Below are 14,373 nucleotides of genomic sequence, written 5' to 3'. Positions count from 1 at the left end.
TGGCTTTTTTGTCTGCTTTATAGGCAAAGATGCTAGTAAATGCCTTGTTTGAACTCGATTTGTGTCAAATAAACCCTCATATCGAATTCTAGCTGGTGGTAGTTTGGCTGCATATGCTCACATAAACGATAAAACGCTTTGTTGTGCTCTTTTTCTTTCAAATGTGCCAGTTCATGGACAACTATCATATTGAGAAAAGGCTCAGGTGTTTTTTTAAATACAGAACTAATTCTTAACTCGTTTTTGCTTTTTAATTTACTGCCCTGAATTCTAGTGACATAACTATGTAAGCCAAGTGCATTATTAACGACATGAATTTTATTGTCGTAACATATTTTGCTTAAAGCTGAAGATTTTTTTAAGTATTGATTCTTTATCTCAGACACATAGTTTCTTAAATCTGAATCATTATTATAACTATGAGCTGTAGGATACTTTTTGAGTAAAAATTCAGCGAGTTGATCGTTTTCAAATAAGCTTAAAACTTGTTGTTGTAGTTGCTGAGGGTATGGCGTGAGGTACTTTAAATATTGGGACATATAGCTAGATTTAGTGACTAAGGTATTTAGCCACTATCAATAAATAGTTATCAGATGAAATTAATCATCTCCGCAATTAGATTCATCTTCACAATAGCCATACAAGTATAAGCTATGGTTAGTTAATTTCATGCCATTCTTTTTAGCAATATCTTCTTGACGACTTTCAATTGTATCATCTAAAAATTCAACTACTTTGCCACAGTTTAAGCAAACTAGATGATCGTGATGCTTTTTACGACTTAATTCAAATACTGATTTTCCACCTTCGAAGTGGTGACGAGTCACTATGCCGGCATCATCAAATTGGTTTAAAACGCGATAAACGGTTGCTAAGCCAATCTCTTCGCCTATATCAAGTAAGATCTTGTATAGTTCTTCAGCACTTATATGTTGGTTCTCTGGTTTTTGTAATATTTCTAAAATTTTAATTCTAGGTAAGGTTACTTTTAATCCAGCTTTTTTTAATTCAGTATTTTGATCTGACATTATGAATGCAATTTATTAAATTTGGATTAGATTATATAAGCCACAGGTTAAATTGAAAGTCTAAATTTGCATACAGGCGAATTTAAATGAACAAATAGCATTAGACCTATTAATAGTAAGGTTATGTTGGTGATGTTTTGGCTTTGTGTTACCGGGAATAAATGCTGTATTAAAGAAAAAAGGCCCGAGCAGTTGGGGCGCTCGGGCTTAGGGGAAGGGCTCAACGGGATTGAGCCTTTTGCGCTAACTTGACTTGAAACTAAACAAGTTAAGTAAACTAATATTAGTACATAGTTAGCGCTTTTTAGGATTATTTCGTTTCTAACCCTGAGTGTTTAGATGAAACAGTTATAAGCGTCTAGCTTTTATAGCTTTACATTGTCTCTTACTAAATCTCTTGGTAACTGATTTTTGAGCCTATCAGTTAAATTTTTAGCAAATCCTAAAGCTTGATTCTGAATGGTAACGACGATTTCCCCTTTAGCTAACTCGCTTACATTCATATCTATGTCTTGCCCTTTTAAATATTGCTCAGCTGCTGATTTATCTAATTCTATTTTTTGTTTAGTAAATAAATGGCTAAAGTTAATCGCTAGCGCATGATCTGGTTTAACGCCATGTTTGGCTAATTCGGCTATTCTGACACCGACCCGAGAAAATTTTAATTTCCCTTTTAAAGTTTCAAATGCAGGTGGGAAATACCAAATGTCGTCATTTCTTTGGTAGCAAGCTTCAAATGGAAAATTATCACAACCAAATTGCTTAGATAAATATTCTTTTAAGCTCGTTTGTGATTTTTTTGAAATAGCTTGATAAGGGAACTTACCTAATTTTTTAAATGGGTTATCTATTGTCTCGGGTGCTGTAATGGCTTGGATCTTTTTAATACGGGCAACAAAGAAGCCTTCAGAGTCATAAATTTGTGGCCATACGTGCAGAAATCCTTCTTTAGTTGTACATTCACCGGCACCTTCAAACAAGTTTGCAAGGGATTCAAATTCAATCTGCTCTGGAAACATTTGCTGTAGCTTCAAGCAAATGTTTTGGTTTTCATAAGGATTTAGGGTACAAGTTGAATATATCAGTGTGCCACCGACTTTCAGTGCTTTAAATGCGGCTTGGATTAGCTCAAATTGAGTTTCAGCGATTTCATGTACGCTTTTTTCAGTCCAGTTTTTCATTGAATCAGGGTCTTTACGAACCGTACCCTCACCACTACAAGGTGCATCTAGCAAAATAGAATCAAAAGTTTCTGTGAGATGTTCTAATAACCGTCCATCCATGTGAGTAATTGCTGTGTTATTAACCCCACACCTTTGAATATTAGCTGCAAGTACTTTTACTCGGCTAGAGGAGTATTCGTTTGCTAGAATTACGCCCTGGTTATTCATTAAAGCAGCAAGTTGGGTGGTTTTAGAACCAGGCGCAGAAGCGACATCTAAGGCTACATTGATGGAATTGTTAAATGCCAGCGCTTGAGGAGGTAGCATTGAACTTGCTTCTTGAATATAAAACTGACCAGTTAAATGCTCAACTGTGTTACCTAGACTCACACTGTCTTCTTCTGCCTGTGGTCGGTTTAGCCAAAACCCCGTTTCGCACCAAGGAATAGGAGTGAGCTCCCAACCTTTACTTATCGCTTTCGCTTTAAATGCCTCAAGTTCTACTTTTAATGTGTTAACTCGGATACTTTTTCTTAATGGGGTCGAACAAGATTGAATAAAGTCTTGTAGATTTTCAGATTCAGGTAAGTAAGGCGAAATAAAATCAATAAAAGTTTGAGGTAACAGAGTTTTGTTCACAGTAAAAATTCGTATAGTCTTTAATGCCTGATACTATACCTTTGCTTGGCATTATTTTAAATCACGATTTTGGAGTTTAGCTTGCTCAATAAAATTTGGATAGCTGCTATTTTAACGGCTTTTTTGTATGCGCTGTTTGGTTATTTTTTTCAGAACCAGCTAGGTGTTTTTGATGACATGATGAATGCTATTTTTAACATGTCTAAGTTAACCGTTGAAATTTCCATTGGCTTGATTGGTATCTTAGCTTTTTGGCTGGGCATTAGTAAAATCGCCGAACAGTCGGGGATAATTCATAAATTTGCCATATTACTTGCACCCGTATTTAAGCGTTTAATGCCAGAAGTGCCAAAAGGACATGAATCTCTCGGCCATGTATCTATGAATTTGGCTGCCAATGTAATGGGGCTAGATAATGCCGCGACCCCATTAGGCCTAAAGGCCATGAAATCGTTACAAACTCTAAACCCAGTGCCAGATAGAGCGACTAATGCACAAATTTTATTTTTGGTGCTAAATACCTCTTCCGTTACTTTATTTCCTGTGACTGTGTTTATGTATAGAGCTCAATCTGGAGCTGCGTCACCTACCGATGTTTTTCTGCCTATATTATTTGCCACTTTTGCTTCGACTTTAGTCGGCTTATTGTGTGTCGCTTGGCGTCAGAAATTGAACTTATTTGATGTTAAGTCCATTGGCTGTTTTGCGGCTCTATTTGTCTTGATAGCGGTTTTTGTTCACTACCTATTGAGTTTAAGTATTGACGCTTTAGCTCAGTTTTCCGCTTTTTGGGCAAATATTAGTATTCTATTTTTTATTTGTTTAGCGGTTACTTGGGCATACCTAAAGAAGGTAGATGTTTATCAATCTTTTGTTGATGGGGCTAAGGAAGGATTCGGCACGGCAGTTAATATCATACCTTATCTACTGGCCATGTTGATTGCGATTGGGCTTATCAGAAGTTGTGGCTTACTAGATGGTATTTTGAATGGACTAAAATTTGTTTTAACGCTTTTTTCTATGGATATTAAATTTGTTGACGCATTGCCTACAGGCTTACTAAAACCTTTATCTGGGAGCGGCGCTAGAGCCATGATGATAGAAACTATGCAAACTCATGGCGCGGATTCGTTCGCGGGTCGTTTAAGCTCTATTATGCAAGGTTCAACAGAAACGACTTTTTACGTTTTGGCTGTTTATTTTGGCGCGGTAGGGATTAAATATACTCGACATGCTGTGTCATGTGGATTAATAGCCGATGCTGCAGGATTAACTGCTGCAATTGTCGTTTGCTATCTATTTTTTGGCTGAAATTTAATCAATAAAGGTTAATAAATCGTACAAGGTATACGTTAACCTATCTTTTCAGTTCTTTACTGTCACTTATCTATCTGATTTTAAAGGTTTTATTTTATATTTGTTGCCTATCAATAAACTGGTCTGTTGAGCTCGTTTTGTTATATGTTATTTTTTTATATCTCGTTTACATTTGGTTTACAAATGTTCGCGTGATGGGATGAACTTATAACAATAAACATGTCTTAGGAGGCAAAGAATGTTCAAACAAAGCACAGTATCAAATTATGTAAAAATTGCTTTAGCCGCATCTATAGCTGTTAGTCCAATAATGATAAATAAGGCATTTGCAGCAGAGGAGTCTGCTGATGAGACTGAGGTTATTTCTGTCACAGGTATTCGAAATTCTCTAAAAGAATCAGCCTATTTAAAAAGAAATGCATCCCAAGTTGTTGATGCGATTACTGCGGAAGACATTGGTAAGTTGCCAGACAATAATATTGCGGAAGCATTGCAAAGGGTTACAGGAGTGCAAATTGGCCGAGATGCGGGTGGTGAAGGGGCTGGTTTTCAAGTTAGGGGGCTTAGTCAAAATAGAGTTGAAGTAAATGGCCGTAGTTTAATATCAAATAATGCTGATAATCGAAGTAACTCTTTTACTGGTATTTCATCATCCTTATTTGCTGGTGTTGAGGTAATTAAATCTCCATCAGCCTCAGATACAGAAGGTGCTCTTGGTGCCACAGTACGATTAAAGACCCGTAAACCTTTTGATACCAAACCCGGTACAGTCTCTGTAACGGCTAAAGTGGGTTACGACAGTTTAAGAAAAAATGAAAAAGATCCTGAGGTTAGTGTATTCGCTAGTAATACTTGGGATACATCTTTAGGCCAATTGGGTGCTCTAGTGAATGTTTCTTACCAAGATTATCACCAAAGAACGGATCAAATAGAAAACAATGGTTGGAGAAAATTAAACTCAGCCAGCTATCAAAATGGAGAGGCTAATGAAGTTGATCCGGGATATCCAGTTTGGGTACCTAGAACTAATCGCTTCCAACGTTTTGATTATGATAGGCAGAGAGTTGGATTAGACACTTCAATTCAGTTCGCACCGAATGAAGAGATGGAATTTTTCCTTGATGCAACTTATGTCAAATTCGAAACTCAGCAAAATCAACCTAAAGTTGTTGTTGATTTAAAAGGTGGCAGTTTAGGTTTTAGCTTTGATGATGCCGATTTAATGACAATAGAAAATATAGATGGTAGTCAGCAAGGTTTTTTAATGTCCGGGGATGTCACATCAAAGATAGATCCTGTAAACCCTGGGAGTGGTCAAACTGGTTGGGTTAAATACAATCCAACGAACCAATTAACTGATGAATATCAATATGCTTTGGCATTCGGTGGTGAAATTGTTAAGGGTGATTTAGTGATTAACTCCCAAATACAAACATCTAAAGCTGTTAATGATAGTAAAAATATTAATACTAATTTTTTGTTATCCCCAGAGGAACAAGAAATGCAGAAGGTATTTTATGATTTTTCTGGCAATGGTGCCCCACAAGTCGATATTCAATTGCCTAATGGACGAAGTGGCGAAAGCACAGAAGGTTTTTATATGACCAATATTTGGGCTAGAAACCAAGATAAGGAAACTGGTGAGGACAGCTTTAAGTTAGACTTAGATTATACCTTAGATAATGGCATATTTACTAACGTTGAAGCTGGACTTCGATTAGCTGAGCGAACAGCGAAACGTAAAGAGTTTCAACTTTCAGACACTGACAATTATTTATCGGATGATGAAAATGCTGAATATTACGATAGTAGTTATGCTGGCCAAAATATGCAGATTTTGATTTCCGATTTACCTTCGGAACTCGACGGCTTTATTGTTAATACCGACGATCAATTCATGGATGGTGAACCAGGTGAGATACCGCGAAGTTGGTTCACGTTACGCGAGCTATCTCAACCAGAGTTTAAAGCTATGGGGGATATTGTTTTAGCGCTAGATGATTCACCAAATCATTCAGGCCCTGTTTCTGTTTTTGCTGAAAATACGCTTGCTTGGTTTGATATTTCTGAGAAAACAACGGCATTGTATGCTCAAGCCAATTTCGAAGGCGATTTTTTCCGAGGTAATTTTGGTGGTCGGTATGTCAATACAGACGCAACTATGATAGCTAACGAAAATGGTTCTCCTAGAAGCGTTACCAATGAGTACTCTAATTTTTTACCAAGTGTGAATATTAATTTTGATATAGCTGAAAATATGAATTTGCGTTTTGCGGCAGCAAAAGTAATGTCGCGTCCTAATCCTGTTGATTTATCACCAGCATTAAACTTAGGAGGTAATAGCCAAAGTGCAAAACGAGGTAATCCTAATTTAAACCCTTTTGAAGCAACTCAATTTGACCTTTCTTATGAATGGTATATTAGTGATACAAGTGCTTTTACTGCAGCGCTATTTTATAAAGATGTTGCTTCGTTTTTTAAAACGGGTACGGTTAATGAAATAATTGATCCTGAGCAAGATCGAAATGATGACGGTTGCACCTGGTCATTATATTTAGAAAATACAGATGCTAATTGTACAGAAAGTAAGGCATTAGAAGATGAGGTGGTCATCACACAGCAAATTAATGGGGATGAAGGTAAAATACAAGGTACTGAATTAAGTTGGCAGCAAGATTTTAGTAATATGCTACCTGCACCTTTTGATGGCTTAGGTTATGTTTTAAATTACACCTATACAGATAGCGAGCAACCTGTAGAAAACCAAAACTCTAATCAAGTAACCGGTGAGCAGTTATCGTTGCCCGATCTTTCTAAAAATAGTTACAACGCAATAATGTATTACGAAAAGCATGGTTTTGGTATTCGTTTAGCTTATAACTATAGAGATGAAAGGGTTACGTCAAACAGTCAAGGCGGACTAGCTAAATATGCTGATGCTTATGATCAGTTAGATATTTCTGCAGATTATAAAATTAGCAATGAGTTAAATGTTTTCTTCAGCGGAACAAACATCACAGACAGTGATGTGTATCAATATTTAGGTGTACCTGGAGTAACAAATAGTTATCGTAAAACGGGTCCAAGATATACGCTTGGTATCAGAGCTACATTCTAATTGTTTTAGCTTAGAGTACAAAAAACCGATAGTATTTAGCTATCGGTTTTTTATTTGAGTGTTTAAGTGTATTAAATTCTAGGCAATTCTATTTTTGGTTCATCGCTTTGGCGATATAACACAATAATGTGACCAATCACTTGAACTTCTACGCTGTTTGATTCTCTAACGATAGCTGCAAAAATCTGCTTTTTAAGCTCACGTTCATCAGTCGGCACTTTTACTTTGATAAGTTCGTGATGACTTAACGCTAAGTCGATTTCTGCCATAACGCCTTCAGTTAAACCATTATTGCCCAGTTGAACAATAGGTTTTAGAGAGTGCGCTAGGCCTTTTAGGTGTTGCTTTTGTTTTTTAGATAGTGTCATTATTTCACTTTTTACGATAATAAAGCTTGAATTTAAGTTATTTTAACTCCATCTTAGCTTTTTTACTATTTAAACTGGATCTGAATTCGTGCAAAAGAAACGTTCATCTAGCAGCACAAGGTGGCTGAAAGAACATTTTGATGACCCTTATGTGTTGAAAGCTAAGAAACTTGGCTTGCGTTCTCGAGCTGTTTTTAAAATAGAAGAGATCCAAAAGAAAGATAAATTACTACAACCGGGCATGATTGTGGTAGATTTAGGTGCCGCACCGGGTGGATGGTCGCAATATGCGGTTGATCAAGTCGGTGATAACGGTGATGTAATCGCTTGTGACTTACTCGCAATCGACCCAATTGCTGGTGTTGATTTCTTACAAGGTGATTTTCGGGAAGAAGCGGTATTAAATGCGTTACTTGATCGAATTGGTGGCAAGACAGTAGATGTTTTAATGTCTGATATGGCACCAAACATGAGTGGAAATGAGAGTGTTGATCAAGCTAGGTCTATGTATTTAGTAGAATTAGCGTATGATATGTGCCATCAAGTATTAAAGAAAAATGGTAAATTTGTCGCTAAGGTATTCCAAGGCGAAGGATTTGATCAATATTTGAAAGATATCCGTAGTGCATTTGGTCAGGTTAAAATAAGGAAACCTGATTCGTCTAGAGACCGTTCGCGTGAAGTTTATATCGTCGCGACTGGTTTCAAACATTGAGTTTATAAGAGGTTAGTGTCTTGAGTGATATGGCAAAAAATCTAATTTTATGGCTTGTCATTGCTGTTGTATTAATGACGGTATTTAATAGTTTTTCTCCTGGTCGTGGAAATGAAAACAATTTAGAGTACAGCAACTTTGTTAAAGAAGTTAGCCAAGGTGGGGTTCGTGAAGTTAAAATTGATCCTTCGCGCGGCATTATTATTGGTACGACGCGTGCGGGTGAAAAATTTCAAACTGTTTTCCCTATGCGTGATGATAAAATTTTGGATGAATTAATCACTCAAGGTGTGACAGTTCAAGGTTTAGAGCCAGAAGAGCCAAGTTTACTCGGTACTATCTTCATCTCATGGTTCCCAATGATTTTATTAATTGGTGTATGGATATTTTTCATGCGTCAAATGCAAGGTGGCGGCGGAAAAGGCGCAATGTCTTTCGGTAAGAGCAAAGCCAAATTGATGGGTGAAGACCAAATTAAGACGACTTTTGCTGATGTTGCAGGTTGTGACGAAGCGAAAGAAGACGTTGCTGAATTGGTTGATTATCTTAGAGACCCGACTAAATTCCAAAAACTAGGCGGTAAAATTCCAACTGGTGTATTAATGGTTGGTCAGCCTGGTACAGGTAAAACTTTATTAGCTAAAGCGATAGCTGGTGAAGCGAAAGTACCTTTCTTCTCTATTTCAGGTTCTGATTTTGTTGAAATGTTTGTGGGTGTTGGTGCTTCACGAGTACGTGACATGTTTGAACAAGCGAAAAAATCAGCGCCATGTATTATCTTTATCGATGAAATCGATGCAGTTGGTCGTCAGCGTGGCGCAGGTCTAGGTGGTGGGCACGATGAACGTGAACAAACTCTAAACCAAATGCTAGTTGAAATGGACGGTTTTGAAGGTAACGAAGGTATTATCGTTATTGCGGCAACTAACAGACCAGATGTACTTGATCCAGCACTTTTAAGACCTGGTCGTTTTGACCGTCAGGTTGTTGTAGGTTTACCTGATGTGCGCGGCCGTGAACAAATTCTTAAAGTACACATGCGTAAAGTACCTTTAGCTGATGATGTTGAAGCGTCTGTAATTGCTCGTGGTACCCCTGGCTTTTCTGGTGCAGATTTAGCGAACTTAGTTAATGAAGCTGCATTGTTTGCTGCTCGTACTAATAAACGCCTTGTATCTATGGAAGAGTTCGAGAGTGCAAAAGACAAAATCTTAATGGGTGCTGAGCGTAAGTCTATGGTTATGGGCGACGCTGAGAAAGAGATGACGGCTTACCATGAAGCCGGTCATGCGATTGTTGGTCGTTTAGTTCCGGATCATGACCCAGTTTACAAAGTAAGTATTATTCCTCGTGGTCGTGCGCTTGGTGTTACTATGTATTTACCTGAACAAGATAGATTTAGTCATAGTAAACAGCATTTAGAGAGTAACATTTCTTCACTGTATGGCGGTCGAATTGCCGAAGAAATCATTTACGGTTTTGACAAGGTTTCGACTGGCGCATCAAATGATATTGAACGTGCGACTGATATTGCGCGTAAAATGGTTACACAATGGGGTCTTTCTGAGAAGCTTGGTCCAATATTGTATGCTGAAGAAGAAGGCGAAGTTTTCTTAGGTCGTAGCTCTTCTAAATCGAAAAGCATGTCAGGCGATACCGCGACTATGATTGATGATGAAGTTAAATCATTACTAGATAACAACTACAAACGAGCTGAGCAAATTTTGAGAGACAATATGGACGTACTTCATTCAATGAAAGATGCATTGATGAAATATGAAACTATTGATGCTCGTCAAATCGATGATCTTATGAATCGTAAGCCAGTTCGTGAACCTGCAGATTGGGGGAAAGGTGATGACAAGCCTTCTGATAGCGATAGTTCAGATACTTCTGCTGCGGATGCTTCTCCAACGACAGAATCGCCAGAAAAGTAATTTAAACTTTAAGTCGATTTAATTAAAATAGCCTCGATATTTCGGGGCTTTTTAATAATTAGATAAACGGTAAACCCAACTCAAATTTTTAGCTAACCTCTTTTACAGAGCTAGGCAATACAATATGAAAATCCAGAAATTACTTGCGCAAAAGCAAGGCCCGCTTGTAATGGGTATTGTTAATGTTACACCTGATAGTTTTAGTGATGGTGGCCGATATAATTCGGTAGAATCGGCAATAGAACAAGTTGCGCACATGGTCGAACTTGGTGTCGATATTGTTGACGTAGGGGGAGAGTCTACTCGACCTGGTGCAGCCAAGGTTGGCTTAAATGAAGAAGCTGAAAGGGTATTACCTGTAGTTCAAGCTATAAAAAATCGGTTTGATGTGGCTATATCTGTTGACACCTACAAACCGGAATTAATGGCTGAAGCGTTAAAACTTCATGTTGATATGGTCAACGATGTGAAAGCTTTGACTATGCCGAACGCAGTGGAAATTCTTGCAGATACTGATGCTTACATTTGTTTAATGCATATGCAGGGAACACCTCAGACGATGCAGTCAGATCCTAAATACACGGATGCGATTAATGAAATTATAAATTACTTGGACCAGAGATTAACCGTGTGCAACCAAGCTGGCATTAATAATGACAGAATTTGTATTGATCCAGGTTTTGGTTTTGGCAAAACCTTAGAGCATAACTATCAAATTTTAAACCAACTTGATAAGTTCAACCAACTTAATGTCAATGTGCTAGCAGGCCTTTCAAGAAAAACTATGATAGGGGCTGTTACTGGCAAAGAGCCTGAACAAAGGGTATATGGTAGTGTTGCGGGCGCTGTCATAGCGGCTATGAAAGGTGCAAAAATAATTAGAGTACATGATGTCGATGCTACAATCGACGCACTAAAAGTATTAAATGCGACTATCTCAACTGAGACGGAGAATAAATAAATGAAAAAACAATATTTTGGAACAGATGGTATTCGAGGTGAAGTTGGAACTGGTGTGATAACACCTGAATTTGTCTTGAAGCTAGGCTGGGCAGTTGGTCGAGTGCTTTCAAGTAAAGGCACTAAAAGCGTATTAATTGGTAAAGATACTCGTATTTCAGGTTACATGCTGGAGTCTGCGTTAGAGTCAGGTTTATCTGCAGCAGGTGTAGATATAGGTTTACTTGGACCAATGCCGACACCTGCAATTGCTTATTTGAGCAGAACATTTAGAGCTGATGCAGGCATAGTCATTAGTGCATCTCATAACCCGTTTCAAGATAATGGTATCAAATTTTTCTCTCGTCAAGGGACTAAATTAGATGACGAAATTGAATTGGCGATAGAAGCTGAAATTGATAAACCAATGACCTTTGTTGAGTCCTCAAAATTAGGTAAAGCAAAGCGTATCGATGATGCAGCAGGCCGCTATATTGAATTCTGTAAAAGTCGCTATCCTTCTGACATGTCTCTAAGTGGGTTAAGAATTGTGGTAGATTGTGCGAATGGCGCTACTTATCATATTGCCCCAAATGTACTTCGTGAACTTGGAGCAGAGGTAATAGAACTTGGCACATCACCTAACGGCGTAAATATTAATAAAGGTGTTGGTGCAACTTCTTTAGCTGCGTTACAAGAAAAAGTGATATCAGAACAAGCCGATGTTGGATTTGCGTTAGACGGTGATGGTGACCGCTTAATGATGGTTGACCATAAAGGTAATATCATAGATGGCGATCAGCTTGTTTATATTATTGCGAGAGATGCTTTACGAACCGGGGCTATGCATGGCGGGGTAGTTGGTACTGTCATGAGTAATTTAGGGATGGAAATCGGCATTAAGCGATTAGGCGTTCCATTTGCTCGAAGTGCAGTTGGTGATAGACACGTATTAGAGTTATTACAAAAAAATAACTGGTTTATTGGTGGTGAAAGCTCTGGGCATATCATTAATTTACATCAAACTACGACCGGCGATGGCATTATTTCTGGTTTACAAGTTCTTAAAGCAATGCAAACTGCAGAAATGTCATTATACGAATTAAGTTTAGGTATGGATAAATATCCGCAAACTTTAATTAATGTTCGCTATCAAGAAGGGCAAGATGCATTAAATAACGAACAAGTTAAACAAGCTGTTGCCGATGTCGAAGCTACATTAGGCGAAACAGGTCGTGTTTTAATGCGTAAATCAGGTACGGAACCTTTGATACGAGTTATGGTGGAAGGTGAAGATGAGTCATTAGTACAGCAATCTGCACAACAAATTGCTGATACGGTTGAAAAAGCTTTAAATTAATCTCGTTTAGCTCTTGTATCCTAGGTCGAGGATAGTTACAATCTCGGCCGCTTTAAATCGGAGTTTCAGATGACAAATAGAAAGCCTGTTGTAGCGGCTAACTGGAAAATGAACGGGAATCGTCAATTAGTTGATAATGCTGTTCAATCTATTGCAAAACAATCTGAATTAAAAAATAATCTAGATGTAGTTATTAGCCCGCCAGCAACACTATTTAGTTATCTAGACTCTGCAAAGAAAACTTATAATTCTGACGTTATTTTAGCTGCTCAGAATATTAGCGAATTTGAACAAGGTGCAATTACTGGTGAATTATCAGTGCATCATGTTAAAGAAATGGGATGTCAATGGGTCATCTGTGGTCATTCCGAGCGACGTTCATTATTTGGTGAACGCTCAAGTGTAACTGCTCAAAAAGTGTTGCAAGCAAAAAAACAGGGTCTTAAACCTATTATTTGCGTTGGTGAAACAGCAGAAGAATATGAAGCAGGTAAAACTTATTCGCGACTAACTGCACAAATTGAAGCTATTTTTAATTTGGGTGGTGAACAGGCATTTACAGACAGTATTGTTGCTTATGAACCTGTTTGGGCGGTTGGTACTGGTAAAGCAGCGTCTCCTGAGTTGGCTCAGGAAATACATCACTTCATTCGTGGAATGATAAGAGCTATGTCTCCAGTAACAGCAGCTAGTGTAAGAATACTTTACGGTGGTAGTGTGACACCGGACAATGCTGCGGCATTATTCAGTCAACCTGATATTGATGGTGGCTTAATTGGTGCTGCTAGTTTAGTACCAGAGAAATTTATAAAAATTTGTCAAGCGGCAATGGTGGATTAAATGTTTGAAGTTTTATTAGTAGTTTATATTATTATTGCAGTTGCTCTAGTTGGGTTTATTTTGATTCAACAGGGTAAAGGTGCGGACATGGGTGCATCTTTCGGTTCAGGTTCTTCAAACACTATGTTTGGATCTTCTGGAGCTGGCAATTTCTTAACTAAAACTACAACTGTTTTAGCAACTTGTTTTTTCATTTTATGTTTAGTACTTGGTGGCGTTGTTGCTAGTCAAAACAAAAATACTGATGACTTTGGTGATTTAGAAGCACCGGTCGCAGTTGAAGCTGCATCTGAAGATGTACCAGCTGTAGACCCAGATTCAGATATTCCTCAGTAAGACTTTTTGTAGTTGCCGTGGTGGTGGAATTGGTAGACACGCCATCTTGAGGGGGTGGTGAGCTATGCTCGTGCGGGTTCAAGTCCCGCTCACGGCACCAAAAGTATAATTAATTTAATTGATTATACTTTTAAGCGTATATGGGTTTGAATTTATTAGCGTCGAACACTATAATGCTTGCGAAATAACCTAGGGACTCGCCCTTAGCTAAATAATAAGCTTAAAACGTCAAAATTATCACGGGATAGAACAGTCTGGCTCACTAAATTGAGTAAGGCGAAGGTCGTTTTTTCAAATTCGGCTCCTGTAACCAGATGATTAACTGGTAAAATAGATCAAGAATTGTCGCGGGATGGAGCAGTCTGGTAGCTCGTCGGGCTCACTAAATCGAGAAAGGCGAAGGTCGCTTTTTCAAATCCGGTTCCCGCAACCAGAAGATTAACTGGTAAAATAGATCAAGAATTGTCGCGGGATGGAGCAGTCTGGTAGCTCGTCGGGCTCACTAAATCGAGAAAGGCGAAGGTCGCTTTTTCAAATCCGGTTCCCGCAACCAGAAGATTAACTGGTAAAATAGATCAAGAATTGTCGCGGGATGGAGCAGTCTGGTAGCTCG

At 38.2% G+C, this 14,373-nt stretch carries 12 protein-coding genes and 3 tRNA genes; 11 read left to right on the top strand and 4 right to left on the bottom strand.

What is annotated here, in order from left to right; translation table 11 throughout:
- Nucleotides 1–32: 32 nt before the first annotated feature.
- The 3 genes from XM47_RS16420 to rsmF all read right to left on the bottom strand — a co-directional run bounded on the left by XM47_RS16420 (nt 33) and on the right by rsmF (nt 2,830).
- Complete coding sequence (locus XM47_RS16420; protein ID WP_048694971.1) at nt 33–539, bottom strand: YgjP-like metallopeptidase domain-containing protein; 507 nt, start codon at nt 537–539, stop codon at nt 33–35.
- A gap of 60 nt (nt 540–599) precedes the next feature.
- Nucleotides 600–1,028 carry a ferric iron uptake transcriptional regulator gene (gene fur, locus XM47_RS16415; protein ID WP_048694968.1) on the bottom strand — a complete coding sequence of 143 codons (429 nt, stop codon included), beginning with the start codon at nt 1,026–1,028 and terminating at the stop codon, nt 600–602.
- Between the two features lie 365 nt (nt 1,029–1,393).
- Nucleotides 1,394–2,830, bottom strand: a complete 1,437-nt coding sequence (rsmF, locus tag XM47_RS16410) for a 16S rRNA (cytosine(1407)-C(5))-methyltransferase RsmF (RefSeq protein WP_048694965.1) — start codon at nt 2,828–2,830, stop codon at nt 1,394–1,396.
- 81 nt (nt 2,831–2,911) lie between these two features.
- Here rsmF and XM47_RS16405 point away from each other — a divergent pair, with 81 nt between their 5' ends.
- Both XM47_RS16405 and XM47_RS16400 read left to right on the top strand, forming a co-directional pair.
- The gene (locus XM47_RS16405; RefSeq protein ID WP_048694962.1) at nt 2,912–4,141 is read left to right on the top strand and encodes a nucleoside recognition domain-containing protein; all 1,230 of its coding nucleotides are present in this window, start codon (nt 2,912–2,914) and stop codon (nt 4,139–4,141) included.
- 244 nt (nt 4,142–4,385) lie between these two features.
- Nucleotides 4,386–7,265 (top strand): TonB-dependent receptor, encoded by a 2,880-nt coding sequence (locus XM47_RS16400; protein WP_048694959.1) that lies wholly within the window; start codon nt 4,386–4,388, stop codon nt 7,263–7,265.
- A 71-nt stretch (nt 7,266–7,336) separates the two neighbouring features.
- On the opposite strand, the gene yhbY is transcribed toward XM47_RS16400, so the two are convergent.
- The gene (gene yhbY / locus XM47_RS16395) at nt 7,337–7,633 is read right to left on the bottom strand and encodes a ribosome assembly RNA-binding protein YhbY (protein ID WP_048694955.1); all 297 of its coding nucleotides are present in this window, start codon (nt 7,631–7,633) and stop codon (nt 7,337–7,339) included.
- Nucleotides 7,634–7,721: 88 nt separating this feature from the next.
- Between yhbY and rlmE the strand changes: the two genes are divergently transcribed.
- The 9 genes from rlmE to XM47_RS16350 all read left to right on the top strand — a co-directional run bounded on the left by rlmE (nt 7,722) and on the right by XM47_RS16350 (nt 14,313).
- Entirely contained in the window at nt 7,722–8,348 is a 627-nt protein-coding gene (gene rlmE, locus XM47_RS16390) for a 23S rRNA (uridine(2552)-2'-O)-methyltransferase RlmE (RefSeq protein WP_048694952.1), read from the top strand.
- A gap of 20 nt (nt 8,349–8,368) precedes the next feature.
- The gene (ftsH, locus tag XM47_RS16385; protein WP_048694949.1) at nt 8,369–10,285 is read left to right on the top strand and encodes an ATP-dependent zinc metalloprotease FtsH; all 1,917 of its coding nucleotides are present in this window, start codon (nt 8,369–8,371) and stop codon (nt 10,283–10,285) included.
- Between the two features lie 124 nt (nt 10,286–10,409).
- Nucleotides 10,410–11,246, top strand: a complete 837-nt coding sequence (gene folP / locus XM47_RS16380; RefSeq protein WP_048694948.1) for a dihydropteroate synthase — start codon at nt 10,410–10,412, stop codon at nt 11,244–11,246.
- Entirely contained in the window at nt 11,247–12,584 is a 1,338-nt protein-coding gene (gene glmM, locus XM47_RS16375; protein WP_048694945.1) for a phosphoglucosamine mutase, read from the top strand.
- A 69-nt stretch (nt 12,585–12,653) separates the two neighbouring features.
- Nucleotides 12,654–13,424: a triose-phosphate isomerase gene (gene tpiA, locus XM47_RS16370; RefSeq protein WP_048694943.1), complete on the top strand. Its 771-nt coding sequence runs from the start codon at nt 12,654–12,656 to the stop codon at nt 13,422–13,424.
- Nucleotides 13,425–13,760 (top strand): preprotein translocase subunit SecG, encoded by a 336-nt coding sequence (gene secG / locus XM47_RS16365; protein WP_048694941.1) that lies wholly within the window; start codon nt 13,425–13,427, stop codon nt 13,758–13,760.
- Between the two features lie 14 nt (nt 13,761–13,774).
- A tRNA-Leu gene (locus XM47_RS16360) sits at nt 13,775–13,860 on the top strand.
- Between the two features lie 246 nt (nt 13,861–14,106).
- Nucleotides 14,107–14,193 (top strand) — tRNA-OTHER (locus XM47_RS16355).
- A gap of 33 nt (nt 14,194–14,226) precedes the next feature.
- A tRNA-OTHER gene (locus tag XM47_RS16350) sits at nt 14,227–14,313 on the top strand.
- Nucleotides 14,314–14,373 lie beyond the last annotated feature (60 nt).

Source organism: Catenovulum maritimum, from assembly GCF_001050375.1.
GTDB lineage: Bacteria > Pseudomonadota > Gammaproteobacteria > Enterobacterales > Alteromonadaceae > Catenovulum > Catenovulum maritimum.
This window is presented reverse-complemented; position numbering and strand designations above follow the sequence as displayed.

Bases quoted from the DNA above. Each gene is read 5' to 3' on its own strand.
- folP (WP_048694948.1), top strand. From the start codon at position 10,410: ATGAAAATCCAGAAATTACTTGCGCAAAAGCAAGGCCCGCTTGTAATG.
- tpiA (WP_048694943.1), top strand. From the start codon at position 12,654: ATGACAAATAGAAAGCCTGTTGTAGCGGCTAACTGGAAAATGAACGGG.
- glmM (WP_048694945.1), top strand. From the start codon at position 11,247: ATGAAAAAACAATATTTTGGAACAGATGGTATTCGAGGTGAAGTTGGA.
- XM47_RS16400 (WP_048694959.1), top strand. From the start codon at position 4,386: ATGTTCAAACAAAGCACAGTATCAAATTATGTAAAAATTGCTTTAGCC.
- yhbY (WP_048694955.1), bottom strand. From the start codon at position 7,633: ATGACACTATCTAAAAAACAAAAGCAACACCTAAAAGGCCTAGCGCAC.
- secG (WP_048694941.1), top strand. From the start codon at position 13,425: ATGTTTGAAGTTTTATTAGTAGTTTATATTATTATTGCAGTTGCTCTA.
- XM47_RS16420 (WP_048694971.1), bottom strand. From the start codon at position 539: ATGTCCCAATATTTAAAGTACCTCACGCCATACCCTCAGCAACTACAA.
- fur (WP_048694968.1), bottom strand. From the start codon at position 1,028: ATGTCAGATCAAAATACTGAATTAAAAAAAGCTGGATTAAAAGTAACC.